The 15,380-nt window shown below is 72.2% G+C and carries 13 protein-coding genes; 12 read left to right on the top strand and 1 reads right to left on the bottom strand.

The features are described 5' to 3' along the window. Window positions 1-60: 60 nt before the first annotated feature. Window positions 61-1,338, bottom strand: coding sequence for an ROK family protein (locus tag ACLQ21_RS08485; protein ID WP_425662854.1), 1,278 nt, complete (start codon window positions 1,336-1,338; stop codon window positions 61-63). A 106-nt stretch (window positions 1,339-1,444) separates the two neighbouring features. Between ACLQ21_RS08485 and ACLQ21_RS08480 the strand changes: the two genes are divergently transcribed. From ACLQ21_RS08480 to xylB, 12 genes are all read left to right on the top strand, one after another. Then, window positions 1,445-2,476, top strand: coding sequence for a Gfo/Idh/MocA family protein (locus ACLQ21_RS08480; RefSeq protein WP_425662852.1), 1,032 nt, complete (start codon window positions 1,445-1,447; stop codon window positions 2,474-2,476). Continuing rightward, complete coding sequence (locus tag ACLQ21_RS08475; protein ID WP_425662851.1) at window positions 2,473-3,249, top strand: hypothetical protein; 777 nt, start codon at window positions 2,473-2,475, stop codon at window positions 3,247-3,249. Before ACLQ21_RS08480 ends, ACLQ21_RS08475 begins: the two co-directional genes overlap by 4 nt. A gap of 105 nt (window positions 3,250-3,354) precedes the next feature. Further along, a complete protein-coding gene (locus ACLQ21_RS08470) occupies window positions 3,355-4,374 on the top strand; it encodes a VOC family protein (RefSeq protein WP_425662849.1) in 1,020 nt (339 codons plus the stop codon). Window positions 4,375-4,381: 7 nt separating this feature from the next. Next, window positions 4,382-5,338 (top strand): fumarylacetoacetate hydrolase family protein, encoded by a 957-nt coding sequence (locus ACLQ21_RS08465; protein ID WP_425662847.1) that lies wholly within the window; start codon window positions 4,382-4,384, stop codon window positions 5,336-5,338. Next, window positions 5,335-6,336, top strand: a complete 1,002-nt coding sequence (locus tag ACLQ21_RS08460; protein ID WP_425662845.1) for a cyclase family protein — start codon at window positions 5,335-5,337, stop codon at window positions 6,334-6,336. The genes ACLQ21_RS08465 and ACLQ21_RS08460 overlap by 4 nt, the downstream gene beginning before the upstream one ends. Before the next feature lie 28 nt (window positions 6,337-6,364). After that, complete coding sequence (locus ACLQ21_RS08455) at window positions 6,365-7,498, top strand: FAD-dependent oxidoreductase (RefSeq protein WP_425662844.1); 1,134 nt, start codon at window positions 6,365-6,367, stop codon at window positions 7,496-7,498. Continuing rightward, complete coding sequence (locus tag ACLQ21_RS08450; protein ID WP_425662843.1) at window positions 7,495-8,499, top strand: amidohydrolase family protein; 1,005 nt, start codon at window positions 7,495-7,497, stop codon at window positions 8,497-8,499. Before ACLQ21_RS08455 ends, ACLQ21_RS08450 begins: the two co-directional genes overlap by 4 nt. After that, window positions 8,496-9,455: a fumarylacetoacetate hydrolase family protein gene (locus ACLQ21_RS08445; protein ID WP_425662841.1), complete on the top strand. Its 960-nt coding sequence runs from the start codon at window positions 8,496-8,498 to the stop codon at window positions 9,453-9,455. The genes ACLQ21_RS08450 and ACLQ21_RS08445 overlap by 4 nt, the downstream gene beginning before the upstream one ends. Window positions 9,456-9,591: 136 nt before the next feature. Continuing rightward, a complete protein-coding gene (locus ACLQ21_RS08440; protein ID WP_425662839.1) occupies window positions 9,592-11,085 on the top strand; it encodes an MFS transporter in 1,494 nt (497 codons plus the stop codon). 13 nt (window positions 11,086-11,098) lie between these two features. Next, complete coding sequence (locus ACLQ21_RS08435; protein WP_425662838.1) at window positions 11,099-12,667, top strand: GMC oxidoreductase; 1,569 nt, start codon at window positions 11,099-11,101, stop codon at window positions 12,665-12,667. 20 nt (window positions 12,668-12,687) lie between these two features. Beyond that, entirely contained in the window at window positions 12,688-13,884 is a 1,197-nt protein-coding gene (gene xylA / locus ACLQ21_RS08430) for a xylose isomerase (protein ID WP_425662837.1), read from the top strand. 3 nt (window positions 13,885-13,887) lie between these two features. Beyond that, a complete protein-coding gene (xylB, locus tag ACLQ21_RS08425) occupies window positions 13,888-15,300 on the top strand; it encodes a xylulokinase (protein ID WP_425662836.1) in 1,413 nt (470 codons plus the stop codon). Window positions 15,301-15,380 lie beyond the last annotated feature (80 nt).

The following is a 15,380-nucleotide window of genomic DNA, read 5'->3' as shown; positions in this document are numbered from 1 at the left end:
GCTTCGAACAGAAACCTACACGCTTCTGTCAGTTCTGGTCAGAAGTGACGACGCCCCGCCTTACGCGACAGCGCCGCCCGCACCGTGGATCGCGCCGATCGTGGGGCGGCCGTCACCGAACCAGCGGGGGAACGCGACGTCGAAGAGCTGTTCTCGGACCATCTCGAGGCCGCCGCGCAGCGGCTCCCGCACATCGTCGACGGACTGGGCGATGGTCAGGTCGCGAGTCGCGAGCGGGAGCGACAGCTCGTAGACCCGGTGCCGCACCTCCGCGAGCAGCAGCTCCCCCGCGCCGGCGACCGCGCCGCCGATCACGATCACCGCGGGATTGAACATGTTGACGAGGGCCGCGATCGACTCCCCGACGACACGCGCCGAGCGCTGCACGAGTCGGATGGCGAGCGGATCGCCGTCCTCGGCGGCGACCGAGATGCGCTGGGGCGTCAGCGGCTCCCCGGCGGCGACCGTGCTCGCAAGCGCACCCGCACCGCCGGCGTCGACCTCGGCGAGCGCATCGCGGACGAGCGCCCAGCCACCGGCGACCGCCTCCAGGCAGCCCACCTTGCCGCAGCGGCACAGCGCATCCGAGTCGCGCACCCGCACGTGACCGATGTCCCCCGCGGCGCCGTTCGCGCCGCGATGGATGCGCCCCTGTGAGAGGAGGCCGGCGCCGATGCCGGAGCCGATCTTGCAGTAGATGAGGTCGAGGCGATCGTCATGGCGGCGCGCCCGCTCGCCCAGGGCGAGCAGGTTCACGTCGTTGTCGACCCACACAGGGGCGTCGTATCGCTGCTCGAAGCGGCTTCGCACGTCGAACCCGTTCCAGCCCGGCATGATGGGCGGGGCGACAGGGCGGCCGCTCTCGAAGTCGACCGGGCCGGGGACGCCGACGCCGACGCCCCAGACCGGCGCATCCGGGGTGCGCGCCAGCAGGTCGTCGATCATGCCGAGCGCCGCGTCGAGCGTCTCGGCGGGTCCGCGCGTGATGTCCCACCGGGCATGCACATGGTCGATCAGGTCGCCGTCGAGGAGCGCGACGCCGACGTGGATGTGCAGCGCGCCCAGCGCGCACACGACGATCCGGCCCGCGTCCCCTCGGAAGCGCAGCGTGCGCGGGGCGCGACCACCCGATGACGGCCCGAGATCGGCGTCAGCGAGATATCCCATCTCGATCGCGCGGTCGACTCGCTGCGTCACGACACCGCGTCCGAGCCCCGTCACGCGGCTGATCTCGGGACGCGTCGCCGCTTCGCCGGTGCGCACCATGTTGACGATGCGAAGCATGCTCGTCATCTCGTCGCTCTGCGCGGCGAAGCGCAGCATTGACTGTGTGGCCATGGTCGATTCTCGCATGAACGACGGCCGGATCGGCGCGGATGACGGCTCCTATAGCGCGAGCGCTCCACACTTCGGTACTGTTCCTGCGAAAGTGACGGGAGCGCGCATGACATACGGTGTCGGCATCCTCGGCGCGGGGCCCGGCGTCGCGGCCCTGCATGTGCCCACGCTGGCGCGCCTGGCGGATTCGTTCCGCGTCGTGCACATCGCAGACGCTGGCAGCGGCCGCGCCGGCGCGATCGCGGCACGCATCTCGGCCCGCTCCTCGACGGGCGCGGATGCCCTCCTGGGCGACCCGGAGGTGACCGTCGTCGCGATCTGCAGCCCGCCGAGCGAGCATGCCGCGCAGATCCTCGCGGCGGTCGCGGCCGGGAAGCGCGCGATCTTCTGCGAGAAGCCGCTCGCCACGACGGTCGCCGATGCCGAGGCCGCGGTCGAGGCGTGTCGCCAAGCCGGCGTCCCGCTCGTCGTGGGCACGAACCACTACTTCGATCCGGCTTGGGGAAGGGCCAAGCACCACCTCACCGCCTCCGGCAATCCCGTGCTCTCGATCTCGGTGACGCTGTCGCTGCCGCCCAACACGCGGTACCACGACGTGGTCGCGGAGCTGCCGACGGAGAGCGCGGCGCGCAGGCTCCCCGACCTCGAGCAGCCCGGCGTCGCGGCAGCCGTGGTGCGTCAGCTCCTCACGGGTCTCGCCATCCACGACCTGCCCCTCGTGCGAGACCTCGCGCCCCGACTCGACCGTGTCGTGTTCGTGCGAGCGGTGCCGCCGATCGGCTTCGCGGTGGGCTTCGTCGCGAGCGGCATCCCCGTCCAGCTGACCACCGCGATGCACGCGAGCGGTGCCGACGCGCTGTGGCGCGTGACTATCGCGACGGCTCGAGACCGTCTCGACGTCACCTTCCCGCCCGCCTTCGTGCACGCCGGGAGCGCGCGCGTGCACGTCCGCTCCGCCGATGGACGGGCGATCGACTATGCGCACGACGCCCGGGACGGCTACGTCGCGGAGTGGAGTGCGCTCGCAGAGCTGCTCGACGAAGGACTGCCCGTCGAGTACGACGAGCTGCTCGACGACGCGCGCTACGGTCTTCGGCTCGCCGACGACGCCGCCGCCCTCATCGGAGCGCGAGCATGACGCGCGTCCCCGTCCGCACGCGCCCCGAGGCGTACCGTGTCGCGATCGCCGAGCTCCCGGCGCGAGCGGCGGCCACCGACTCCTCCGCCGCTGTGGCGGCGATCTCGGGTGAGGGAGAGTGGTGGCGCGAGGCCAGTGAGGCCTTGACGAGAGGCGCGTCGGCGGTCGTGGTGGCGCGCCCCGGCCGAGCTCCGACCGAGGCGCTCGCGGCACTCGCCGCGCAGGCGCGCGACACGCCCGTGGTCCTCGAGCGCCCCCTGCTGCGCGCCGACGCGGCGGAGGCCCTGACCCGGGTGCTCGCGGCTGAGCATCCGGCGACCGCCCTGACGATCGAGTGCCACGCGCGCTCCGGCAGCCTCACCGACGCGCTCCGCGACGCGATCGGCTGGGCCCGAGTGCTGGCAGGAGGGCCGCTCGAGCCCGGTCCCCGCGCCACCACGACTGCGGGCGCTCTGGCCCTCCTCGGTTCCGCGAGCGGGACGCCGGTGTCGGTCGTCGCGGCAGCGCAACCGGGAGCGCCAGCGCTCGGACGCATCCGCGTCACCGCCCTGGCAGAGACCCGGATCGCCATCGACCAGGACGGCGGAGAGCTCGTGCTCACGACGACGGATGCCGCGGCACGCCGGGTGCTGCCCGCGCGGTTCGAGCGGCCCGAGCGGCTCGCCCTGCGCCGCGCGATCGACGCGTCGAGCGCGGGTGAGAGCCCCGCCGACCTCGCGGACCTTCGTCACGATGCCGCGCTCGCGGACCTTGTGCTCTCGTCACCCGCATAAACGCGAGTGATCCAGAAGATAGGGAAGATGGCGTTCCCTGATACACGACGTTCCGGCGAGAGTGGTCGAGGGGATCACCCCGAGGCTCACCGAAAGGGATCAACGATGATCAAGCTGCTGTCGCATCTGTCGTATGTGGCCATCACATCACCGGATGTCGAGGCATCCGTCGACTTCTACGTCACGCAGGTCGGCCTCACGGTCGTCGACCGCGTCGATGGCGCCGTCTACCTCCGCTGCTGGGGCGACTACTACGCGTACTCGGTCGTGGTCGTGCCGGGCGATGAGCCGGGCCTCGTCACCGCCGCATGGCGGACTTCGAGCCCGGAGGCGCTCGAGGAGGCGGCAAAGCGCGTCGAGGCGGCGGGCGTCCAGGGCGAATGGATCGACGTCCACAAGATCGGCCGCGCATACCGGTTCACCGGTCCGTGGGGCCACACGCTGACCCTGCACTGGGACGTGACGCGGCACCACGACACCGAGGGCGAGGCAGCGTCGATCTATCCGGACCGCCCGTCGCGCCGCAGCAAGGTCGCCGGCGCCCCCCGTCAGCTCGACCACGTCACCATCGCGACGAGCGACGTCGATGCATTCGTCAAGTGGTACGTCGATGTCCTCGGCTTCCGCTTCATGGCCCGGACGCAGCTCGACGAGGCTCCGATCTCGGTGTTCTCGGTGCTCACCACGAACGAGAAGTCCCACGACCTCGGCGTCGTGCTCGACGGCTCGACTCGCGCTGGCCGCGTGAACCACTACGCCTTCTGGGTCGACACTCGCGAAGAGCTGCTCATCGCAGCCGACATCCTTGGCGAGAACGGCTACCCGATCGAGTACGGCCCGTCGATCCACGGCATCGGCGAGCAGAACTTCCTCTACTACCGCGAGCCGTCGAGCCTGCGCATCGAGCTCAACACGGGCGGCTACCGCAACTACGTGCCCGACTGGGAGGCGAACACCTGGACGCCGTCGCAGGGCTCGAACAACTTCTACCGCAACAGCGTCATGCCGATGTCGATGACGGAGTCGTTCCCGCCCGCCGACGGTCCGAGCGCGACCGAGGAGGGCGTGCCGGACGAGATCAAGGACGCGCTCCTCAACCCCTACCGCGAGCACGGCCGAGGCTGAGCACGGAATGACGATCAGCGACCGCCTCGACGCCCCCTTCGCCCTCGCGCGCATGCGCGAGGGAGAAGGGGTCGTGCTCGCGCTCGTCGCGGGCGACCGGATCCGGTCCCTCGCCGGCGAGGTCGACGAGCTCAACGCCTTCCTCGCCGAGCCGGACTGGCGCCGGCTGGCGGCCCTGGCCGACGCGCCCGGCGACTGGTCCCCGCTGGCCGACGCCGTCCTGACCGCACCGGTCGTCCCCCGACAGGTGCTGCAGACCGGCGCGAACTACCGCGAGCACGTCATCGAGCTCGTGGTGGCGGGGCTGACGCAGGATCCGACGCGGGACCCCGACGAGGCGCGCGCGTTCGCCGCACGCATGATGGACGACCGAGCGGCCAACGGCGAGCCCTACTTCTTCATCGGGCTCCCGGCGTGCGTCGTCGGCGACGACGTGCCGCTCCGCCTGCCGGCGAGCAGCGACGTCCACGACTGGGAGCTCGAGCTCGCCGTCGTGATCGGTCGCGAGGCGTTCCGGGTCGATCGCGAGCACGCGCTCGAGCACGTCGCGGGCTACACGATCGTCAACGACATCACCACGCGCGACCTCGTGTTCCGCAAGGACATGAAGGAGATCGGCACGGACTGGTACCGCGCCAAGAACTCGCCGGGCTTCCTCCCCACCGGGCCGTTCCTCGTGCCCGCCCAGTTCGTCGACCCGGCCGACGCCAGGGTGCGGCTGGAGCTGAACGGCGAGACGATGCAGGACGCGTCCACCAGCGACCTGCTGTTCGACGTGGCGGCGCTCATCTCGGCCGCGTCGCAGACGCATCCGCTGCTCCCCGGTGACCTCCTCCTGACCGGCAGCCCCGCCGGCAACGGCCAGCACTGGGGACGGTTCCTGCAGGACGGCGACGTCATGCACGGCACGATCGAGGGACTCGGCACGCAGGTCGTCCGCTGCATCGGAGAGGACCGGCGATGAACGAGCACCCCTCGGAGCACCCGCAGGACCTCGACCGCAGCGACCCGGAGGCAGAGATCGCCGCCCGGGCTCTCGCGTACCGCAACTGGGGCCGCTGGGGCGACGACGACGTGCTCGGGACGCTCAACCACATCGACCCTGCGGCTCGCGTGCGGGCGGCTGCCCTGGTCAGGGAGGGCAGGGTCGTGTCGCTCGCGCAGTCGTTCGACACGAACGGCCCGCAGCGCGGCTGGCGGCGGCGGACCAACCCCGTCCACACGATGACCGACACGGGCACGGACGCGGAGCGTGGCTCCCAGGGCTTCCCCCACGGGATGGGCGGTGCCGACGACGTGATCGCCATGCCCCTGCAGTGCTCGACGCAGTGGGACGGGCTCGGCCACATCTTCGACCACGGCATGGCCTGGAACGGTCGTCGGGCAGGCGACGTGGTGACGAGCGACGGCGATCTCGTGACCGGCATCGAGCATGCACGCGACGCGATCGTCTCGCGGGGGGTGCTGCTCGACGTGGGCCGCCTCCTCGAGCCGGCCACCGGAGAGCTCCCTGACGGGTTCGCGATCACTGCTGCCCACCTCGACGCGTGCATCGAGGCACAAGGGTCGTCCAGCGCCGTCGGCCGTGGCGACATCGTGCTCGTGCGCACCGGCCAGCTCGCGCGGACGCGTCGCGAGGGCTGGGGCGAGTACGCGGGGGGCGCGGCGCCCGGCCTCTCCCTCACGACGGCCGGCTGGCTGCACCGCACCGAGATCGCAGCGATCGCGACCGACACCTGGGGCTTCGAGGTGCGTCCGAACGAGTTCGACGTCCCGGCCTTCCAGCCGCTGCATCAGGTGGTCATCCCGAACATCGGCCTGACCATCGGTGAGATGTGGGACCTCGACGAGCTCGGCGACGCGTGCGCCGCGTCGGGGCGCTTCGACTTCCTGCTCTCCGCTCCCCCGCTCCCCATCACGAACGCGGTGGGATCGCCCATCAACCCCGTCGCCGTCCTCTGACGGCGACGCAGAACAAGGAGGTTCTGACATGACAGCAGTGCAGCGCGTCGCGATCGCCGGCGCCGGCGTCACCGGCCTCGCCGCCGCCATCCGCCTCGCCCGAGCGGGCGTCCGAGTGGACGTGCTCGAGGCGAAGCCCGAGCTCGGCACCCAGGGCTCCGGCATCTCGCTGCAGGGCAACGCCCTGCGGGTGTTCGGCGACCTGGGCGCGTGGGAGGAGATCCGCGACGCCGGCTACCCGTTCGAGGGCCTGACGATCCGCGCGCCGGGACCCGACGCACCGGTCGTCGCGGCGCTGCCCGACGTGAAGATGGGCGGGCCCGACTACCCGGCGGCGATGGGCATGCCTCGCCCCGCCCTCGCGCGCATCCTGCTCGAGCACGCGCAGCGTGCCGGCGCGACCGTGCGGTTCGGCGTGAAGGTCGTCGGCGTCGAGCAGGACGAGCACGAGGTCCGCGTCCTGCTGGACGACGGGTCGGTCGAGGCCTTCGACCTGCTGATCGGCGCCGACGGGCTGCACTCGAAGGTCCGCGATGCGATCGGCATCGACACCCGCCCTGAGCCGATCGGCATGGGCATCTGGCGGGCGTTCGTGTCGCGCCCGGCCGAGGTCGAGCGCAGCGAGCTCTACTACGGCGGACCCGTCTACATCGCCGGCTACACGCCCACGAGCGAGGACACGATGTACGCGTTCCTCGTCGAGCGCGCGCAGGACCGGTTCGACGTCCCCGAGGACGAGGCCCGCTCGATCATGGTCGAGGAGTCGCGCGCCTACGGCGGGCCGTGGGAGCACATCCGCCGCGACCTGGAGGCTGGCGCCCCCGTCAACTACACGTGGTTCACGCACCACCTGATCCCGGGCTCCTGGAACCGCGGCCGGGCGGTCGTGATCGGCGACGCCGCGCACTCCTGCCCGCCGACGATCGCGCAGGGCGCGGCGCAGGGTCTCGAGGATGCGCTCGTGCTCACCGACCTCCTGCTGACGAGGGATGCCGTGGACGGCGAGCTCTGGGAGGCGTTCCACGCGCGCCGCGTCCCGCGCGCGAAAGCGGTCGTCGACGCGTCCGTGCAGCTGGCGCGCTGGCAGATCGATGGCGTGCGAGACGCCGACGCCGGAGGCCTCATCTTCGGTGTCGCGCAGCAGATGGCGCTCCCGGCATGATCGCCGACGTGCACGCGCACCTGCTGCTGCCGGTGCTGCAGGTCGAGGTCGAGCGCCGCGCGCCGGAGGCCGCCAAGGCGGCCGCCGAGCTCGAGCTGCGGCGCAACGGGCCGGCGAGCATCGCGGCGTCGGGCCGCATGATCGGCGAGCGCATCGTCCGCCTGACCGACGTGCGCGCCCGGCTCGCCGCGATGGACGAGCAGGGGGTCGACATGCAGTGGGTCAGCCCGTCGCCCAATCACTTCGCGCCGTGGGCGCCGGAGGGCCTCGCCGTCTGGCTCGCCTGCGAGGCGAACCGGATGGTCGCGGAGCACGTGGGCCACGCGCCCGACCGGCTCGTCGGGCTGGGCATCGTGCCGCTCCAGCACCCCGAGCGGATCGTCGAGTGCCTCGACGACGCCGTCCTGGGACGGGGGCTGGCCGGTGTGGAGATCTCGTCCTCGGCCGGCGACGTCGAGCTGTCGGATCCGCGGCTCGAACCGTTCTGGGCCCGCGCGGCGGAGCTGCGCGCCGTCGTCCTCCTGCATCCGTTCGGCTGCAGCCTCGACGAGCGGCTCGATCGCTTCTACCTGTCGAACACCGTCGGGCAGCCCGTCGAGAACGCCGTGGCGCTGTCGCACCTCATCTTCGCCGGGGTCCTCGACCGGCACCCCGACCTCCGGATCGTCGCGGTGCACGGCGGCGGCTACCTGCCGACCGCCATCGGCCGCTCGGACCGGGCGTGGTCGGTGCGGCCGGAGGCTCGCGGGTGCGAGCATCCGCCCTCGACCTACCTGCGTCGGCTGTGGTTCGACACCGTCGTCCATGACGCCGCGGCGCTGCGGGCGCTCGTGGCGGTCGCGGGCCCGGACCGCGTCGTCCTGGGCAGCGACTATCCGTTCGACATGGGCGAGGACGACCCGGTGGGCTTCGTCCGCGGCGCAGGCCTCGACGACGACGTCACCGCGGCCGTGCTCGGCGGCAACGCGGCGTCGTTGCTGAGCACGAGGGTGCGCGCGTGAGGATCGCGCGGTGGGAGCGCTCCGGCTCCGTCGAGGAGGGGTTCGTCACGGGCGACGCGGTCGTCGCGTTCCCCGACGCGCTGGGCGTGCGCGATGTGCTCTCCGGCGGCCTCCCGCTCGCTCGATCGCTGCACGACCGCATCGGCGCGCTTCCCTCCACACCCCTCGCAGCGGTCCGCCTGCTCGCGCCCCTGGAGCCCGCATCCATCCGCGACTTCGTCGCCTTCGAGGAGCATGTCGAGGGCGTCAGCGCGAGCGTCGACGGCAAGAGCGAGGTCGTGCCCGAGTGGTACGACGCACCGACCTTCTACTTCACGAACCCCCATACGGTCCTCGGTCCTGGCGCGGTGCTGGCCCCTCCGGTCACCGAGCGTCTCGACTTCGAGCTGGAGATCGCAGCGGTCGTGGGCGGCGAGGGCGGCGCGAACCTCGACGCCGCGGCAGCTCGAGACGTCATCTTCGGCTACACCGTCATGAACGACTGGTCGGCGCGAGACCTCCAGTCCCGGGAGATGCGCGTGCGCCTCGGGCCCGCGAAGGGCAAGGACTTCGGCACCGCGCTCGGACCGTGGATCGTGACCGCGGATGAGCTCGAGCGGCATCTCGACGCGGACGGCTTCCTCGCGGTCCGTGCCGAGGTGCGCGTGAACGGCGAGCTGGTCGGCGAGGACCTCGTGTCGAACATGGGCTGGCCCTTCCCCGAGCTCGTCGCCTACGCCTCGAGCAACTCGCGCGTGGTCGCGGGCGACGTGCTCGGGTCCGGGACCGTCGGCAATGGCGGGTGCCTCGCGGAGCTCTGGGGCCGTCGCGGCCGCCAGGATCCCCGGCCGCTCCGCGAGGGCGATGAGGTGCGCATGCTCGTCGAAGGCATCGGGGAGCTCGTCGGCACCGTCGGCGCAGCGGTCGAGGTGCAGGCGCCGCCCCGCGCGCGACCGCGCCCCCGCAACCGTCGCTGAATCTTCTGTCGGTTTCGAGCAGAAGATGCTACAGTCGGAGCTGACGTCGGGGCTGATCGCAGCCCGTCCCGCAGCGCATGGCCGCGCCTCGGGCACATCCCGTCGCGTCGACGGCCCGATCGATCGGGCACCGCGCATGCACCTCTCCCCCCTCCGGCTCCGCCTCCTCGTCGCGTCCCTGCTCATCGTCTCGGTGCTCGGCGCCCTCGACCACACGATCGTGTCCACCTCCCTCGCGACGATCGCCGGCTCGCTCGGCGCGCTCGAGCACATGAGCTGGATCGTCGTCGCCTACACCCTCGCGAGCACCGTCCTGCAGCCGGTCGTCGGCCGACTGGCGGATCACGTCGGCCCCCGAGCCGTCTTCCTCTCGGCGGTCGCGGCGTTCCTGCTCGCCTCGCTCGTGTGCGGGCTGGCTCCGACGATGCCGGCGCTCATCGCCGCGCGCGTCGTGCAGGGCATCAGCGCCGGCGCCGTCCAGCTGATGTCGCAGACCATCATCGCGCTCGTCACCACCCCGCGAGAGCGCCCCAAGCTCACCGCAATCATCGGAGCGGCCTTCCCGGTCGCGATCCTGGTCGGGCCGGTGCTCGGCGGGCTGATCGTCGACCTGCTCAGCTGGCAGTGGGTCTTCTGGGTGAACCTGCCCTTCGGACTCGTCGCGCTCGGCATCGCGGCGATCGCGATCCCGAAGCTCGAGCGGATGCCCTCCCGAGGATTCGACCCGCTCGGCTCCCTGACGCTCACCGCGGGGCTCGTCGCGCTCGTGCTCGGCGTCACCTGGATCGGCGAGCAGGCGCTCCTGGCGCAGGCCGTCGCGGCGCTCATCCTCGGCGCGGTCGGCCTCGTCGCGTTCGGACTCATCGAGCTGCGCGTCCCGTCGCCCATCGTCCCGCTGCGGCTCCTCGCCGACCGCACCATCGCCGCGGGACTGGCGCTCACCGCCATCATCGGCATCGGCCTCTTCTCCGTCACCGCGTACCTCCCCACCTACTTCCAGATGGCCTACCGCGTGAGCGCCACCGCGTCCGGGCTCGTCCCCATCGCGACGGTGTTCGGCATGCTCGCGAGCAACCTCGTCACCGGCTGGCTCGTCAGCAGGAGCGGCCACTACCGCGCCTACTGCATCGTCGGCACCGCGCTCGGCGCGCTCGGGCTCGGGGTCATGGCCGCGCTCCCCCACGACCTGCCGCTGTGGGCTCCCATGGTCGTCATGGCGGTCGTCGGGATCGGCACCGGCGCCTTCATGAACCTCATCATCGCGGTCGTGCAGTCCGCCGTCCCGCGCGCCGAGACGAGCGGCATCACCGCGACGATCAACCTCGTGCGGCAGATCGGCGCGACCGTCGCGACCGCCGTGATCGGCGGCGCACTGGCGAGCGGCGTCGCGGCGCGGCTGCCATCGACCATCGACTCCTCCGCGCTGACGCCGCAGCATGTGCAGGGCGCCGGCGAGGCGACGCAAGCGCTGGTCGCGGCGTCGTACAGCGGCGCCATGGTGCCGATCTTCACCGCGCTCGCCATCGTGTACGGCGTCGGCATCGTCGCCGCCCTCCTGCTGCCGGCGCGCCGGCTGCGCGACGACACCGGCCCGCTCACCGTCGCGACCCCGTCCCCGAGCAACGCCTGATCGAAGGAGATCCATGCGCACGCACACCATCGCCATCGTCGGCAGCGGCCCCATCGGCGCCGCCTACGCGCGCACCCTCGTCGAGGGCTCGCCCGACGTCCGCATCGTGATGCTCGAGGCAGGGCCGCAGCTCACCGACGTGCCGGGCGCGAGCGTTCGGAACATCGAGGATCCTGAGCAGAAGGCGGAGGCGCGCCTTCGATCGCAGGGCCCCCAGGCCGGTGCCCTGCGATCGTCGCTCGGCATCCCCGAGGGCGCGGTCGTGGAGGGCATGTTCACCGCCCGCCAGGGGACGCACCTGCTCGACTTCGGCGGTCAGGGCTCGGCCCACGCGCCGACCTTCCCCGCGGCCGCCGCCGCCACGAACGTCGGAGGGCAGGGAGCGCACTGGACGTGCGCCATCCCCCGCCCGCACGGGAGCGAGCGGCTCTCGTTCGTCGAGGACGCGGAGTGGGAGGACCTGGTCGGCAGCGCCGAAGGGCTCCTGCACGCGCAGAGCGCAGCCTTCGCGGACTCCGCGGTCGGCGACGCGATCCGCTCGCTGCTGGCCGAGGAGTTCGAGAGCGAGCTGCCCGCCGGTCGGGGTCCCGGCACGCTGCCGGTCGCAGGAGATCCGCAACCGGACGGCTCCATGCGGTGGGCGGGCGCGGATGTCGTGCTCGGCCCGCTCATCGAGGCCGGCTCGCCCGCGTCGCAGCGCTTCGAGCTGCGCGACCTCACCCTCGTGCGCGGCCTCCGCCACGATGCGGGGGTCGTCACCGGCGTGGAGATCGAGGACCTGCGCACGCGCGAACGCCACGTGCTCGACGCCGACGCCGTGATCGTGGCAGCCGACGCCTTCCGCACGCCGCAGCTGCTGTGGGCGTCCGGCATCCGTCCTGCCGCCCTCGGGCGCTACCTCACGGAGCATCCCGTCGTCATCTCGACCGTCGCGCTCGACGGCGAGCGGATGTCCCGCCACGCCACCGAGTCCGATCTCGATGCGGAGCTCTCGCGCCGGGCGGCACATGCGGCCGACCCTGTGGCCGCCGTGCACCGCATCCCGTTCTCGGAGCCGGAGCACCCCTTCTCGCTGCAGGTGATGTACGCGGAGTCGACGCCGTTCCCGATGCCGGCGGGCGCCCCGCACGCGGACAACCGCTGGGGTTACGTCAACATGGGCTACGGGATGCGCAAGCACCCCCGCGTCGAGGACGGCGTCACGTTCGACGACGAGGAGCTCGACTACCGCGGGCTGCCGAACTTCACGATCGAGTACGCCCTCACGGACATCGAGGAGGCGGAGATCGCGGCGGGCACCGAGCACCTGCGCCGCGCGGCAGGAGCGCTGGGGTGGTTCGTCGCCGAGCCGCGACTGCTGCCGCCGGGATCGAGCCTGCACTACCAGGGCACCACGCGCATCGGCGATACCGACGACGGCACCTGCGTCGCCGATCCGTGGTCGCGCGTCTGGGGCTTCGAGAACCTGCTCGTCGGCGGCAACGGCACCATCCCGACCGCCACCACCATGAACCCGACGCTCATGAGCGTCGCGATCGCCGTCCGCGGCGCTCGCGCGCTGCTCGAGCGACTGAGCCGCTGAACCAGCACGAGGAGACACCCATGACCGATGCACTGCGACCGAGCCCCGAGGACCGCTTCTCCTTCGGCTTGTGGACGATGGGCTATGACGGCACCGATCCGTTCGGAGGTCCTACCCGCTCGAAGCTGGACGTCGTCGAGGTCGTCGAGCAGCTCGCCGCGCGAGGCGCGTACGGCCTGACGTTCCACGACGACGACCTGTTCGCGTTCGGCAGCTCGGACGGTGAGCGACAGGGCCAGATCGACCGGCTCCGCGGAGCGCTGGCGAGCACCGGGGTGGTGGTGCCGATGGTGACGACCAACCTGTTCTCGGCACCGGTCTTCAAGGACGGCGGCTTCACCTCGAACGACCGCGCCGTGCGGCGCTTCGCGCTCCGCAAGGTGCTGCGCAACATCGACCTCGCGGCGGAGCTCGGCGCCGAGACGTTCGTCATGTGGGGCGGCAGGGAGGGCGCGGAGTACGACAGCGCCAAGGATGTGCGGGTCGCGATCGCGCGCTACCGGGAAGCGGTCGACCTCCTCACCGAGCACGTGCGGGCGCAGGGCTACGGGCTCCGGTTCGCCCTCGAGCCCAAGCCGAACGAGCCGCGCGGCGACATCCTCCTGCCCACGGTCGGCCACGCGCTGGCGTTCATCGAGACGCTCGCGCATCCCGAGCTCGTGGGCGTGAACCCGGAGGTCGGGCACGAGCAGATGGCCGGGCTCAACTTCACCGCCGGCGTCGCGCAGGCGCTGGAGGCCGGCAAGCTGTTCCACATCGACCTCAACGGTCAGCGAGGCATCAAGTACGACCAGGACCTCGTCTTCGGTCATGGCGATCTGCACTCGGCGTTCGCGCTCGTCGACCTCCTCGAGTTCGGCGGCGCCGACGGGGGCGCGGCGTACACCGGCCCCCGGCACTTCGACTACAAGCCCAGCCGCACGGAGGACAGCGAGGGCGTCTGGGCCTCGGTGGACGCGAACATGCGGATGTACCTGCTGCTCAAGGAGCGCGCCGCTGCCTTCAGGGCCGACCCGGAGGTGCAGGAGGCGATGGCGGCAGCGCGCCAGCCAGAGCTCGCTCAGCCGACGGTCGGCGCGGACGAGTCGATCGACGATCTGCTCGCGGATCGCAGCGCCTTCGAGGACTTCGACGCCGCCGCCTACTTCGACGGCCGCGGCTTCGGCTTCGTACGGCTCCAGCAGCTGGCGGCGGAGCACCTCCTCGGCGCTCGCTGACCGATGACGCTGGTCGCCGGCGTCGACTCGTCGACGCAGAGCTGCAAGGTCGTCGTGCGCGACCTCGAGACCGGGCGCGTCGTGCGATCGGGCCGAGCGCCCCATCCCCCCGACACCGAGGTGGATCCGGAGCGGTGGTGGGAGGCGCTCTGCCTCGCGCTGGCGGACGCCGGCGGCCTCGCCGACGTCGCCGCGATCTCCGTCGCGGCACAGCAGCACGGCATGGTGGCGCTCGACGCCGATGGCCGGGTGGTGCGGCCCGCGCTGCTCTGGAACGACACGCGCTCGGCGCAGTCGGCCCAGTCGCTGATCGCGGAGCTCGGTGCGGAAGAGCTCGCCGCCCGCACCGGCAGCGTGCCGGTCGCCTCGTTCACCTCGACGAAGCTGCGCTGGTTGCGCGACGCGGAGCCGCACAGCGCCGCTCGCGTCGCCGCGGTCGCGCTGCCGCACGACTGGCTGACCTGGCGGCTCCTCGGCCACGGCCCCCGCGGCGAGAGCCCGCTGGGTCCCGACCTGCATGCGCTCACCACCGATCGCTCCGACGCCAGCGGCACGGGCTACTGGTCACCGGGAGCCGAGGACTGGGACCGTGAGCTGCTCGGCATCGCACTCGGCCACGGTGCCGCGCTCCCACGCGTCGTGGCGCCATCCGGTTCACCGGGCCGAGTCGTGACGCAGCCGTCGGTCGCCGGGGGTGCGCTGCTCGGCGCCGGAGCGGGCGACAACGCCGGTGCCGCGCTGGGGCTCGCGACGCAGCCAGGAGACATCGTCATGTCACTCGGCACGAGCGGCACGGCGTTCGCCGTCGCGGAGGCGCTCGAGCCCGACCCCAACGGCACCGTCGCCGGCTTCGCGGACGCGACCGGCCGGTTCCTCCCGCTCGTCGCCACCCTGAACGCCGCACGCGTCCTCGATGCGGTGGCTGCCCTGCTCGGCGTCGACCACGCGCAGCTCGGCGTGCTCGCGATGACGGCCGCACCCGGTGCCGGTGGGCTCGTGCTGCAGCCGTACTTCGAGGGTGAGCGGACGCCGAACCTGCCGGACGCGACGGCAACCCTGTTCGGCATGACGCTGGCGTCGACGACCCGGGCGAACGTCGCTCGCGCGGCCGTCGAGGGGATGCTCTGCGGCCTCGCCGAAGGCGTCGACGCGATCGTGGCGCGCGGATCCGGGCGCGACCGCCTGCTGCTGATCGGCGGCGCCGCGCAGGGCTCGCCCGTGGCGCGGATCGCCAGTCAGGTGCTGGGCCTGCCGGTCGACGTGCCTGCGACGGCCGAGTACGTCGCGCTCGGCGCAGCCGTGCAGGCCGCCTGGGCGCTCACCGGGGAGCGGCCCGCCTGGCCGGTCGCGCTGAGCACGCAGGTCGACGAGGTCCCTCAGCCCTCGATCCGAGCGCAGTACCGCGCGCGGCGCTGAACGCCGCGTCTCGCGGTTGCGAGATATACCCCTGGGGGGTATGTTCTTCACGCGCGCTCCGCAGTCTGCCGCAGGGCTCG

It is taken from the genome of Agrococcus sp. DT81.2 (genome assembly GCF_049844935.1).
In the GTDB taxonomy this organism is placed as follows: Bacteria; Actinomycetota; Actinomycetes; order Actinomycetales; family Microbacteriaceae; genus Agrococcus.
The sequence above is the reverse complement of the archived record's forward strand: the minus strand, read 5'-3'. Positions and strand labels throughout refer to the sequence as shown.

Excerpts from the sequence above, each read along its gene's own strand:
- ACLQ21_RS08475 (WP_425662851.1), top strand. The coding sequence starts at position 2,473 with ATGACGCGCGTCCCCGTCCGCACGCGCCCCGAGGCGTACCGTGTCGCG.
- ACLQ21_RS08465 (WP_425662847.1), top strand. The coding sequence starts at position 4,382 with ATGACGATCAGCGACCGCCTCGACGCCCCCTTCGCCCTCGCGCGCATG.
- ACLQ21_RS08480 (WP_425662852.1), top strand. The coding sequence starts at position 1,445 with ATGACATACGGTGTCGGCATCCTCGGCGCGGGGCCCGGCGTCGCGGCC.
- ACLQ21_RS08470 (WP_425662849.1), top strand. The coding sequence starts at position 3,355 with ATGATCAAGCTGCTGTCGCATCTGTCGTATGTGGCCATCACATCACCG.
- ACLQ21_RS08485 (WP_425662854.1), bottom strand. The coding sequence starts at position 1,338 with ATGGCCACACAGTCAATGCTGCGCTTCGCCGCGCAGAGCGACGAGATG.
- ACLQ21_RS08455 (WP_425662844.1), top strand. The coding sequence starts at position 6,365 with ATGACAGCAGTGCAGCGCGTCGCGATCGCCGGCGCCGGCGTCACCGGC.
- xylB (WP_425662836.1), top strand. The coding sequence starts at position 13,888 with ATGACGCTGGTCGCCGGCGTCGACTCGTCGACGCAGAGCTGCAAGGTC.
- ACLQ21_RS08450 (WP_425662843.1), top strand. The coding sequence starts at position 7,495 with ATGATCGCCGACGTGCACGCGCACCTGCTGCTGCCGGTGCTGCAGGTC.
- ACLQ21_RS08460 (WP_425662845.1), top strand. The coding sequence starts at position 5,335 with ATGAACGAGCACCCCTCGGAGCACCCGCAGGACCTCGACCGCAGCGAC.
- xylA (WP_425662837.1), top strand. The coding sequence starts at position 12,688 with ATGACCGATGCACTGCGACCGAGCCCCGAGGACCGCTTCTCCTTCGGC.
- ACLQ21_RS08435 (WP_425662838.1), top strand. The coding sequence starts at position 11,099 with ATGCGCACGCACACCATCGCCATCGTCGGCAGCGGCCCCATCGGCGCC.
- ACLQ21_RS08440 (WP_425662839.1), top strand. The coding sequence starts at position 9,592 with ATGCACCTCTCCCCCCTCCGGCTCCGCCTCCTCGTCGCGTCCCTGCTC.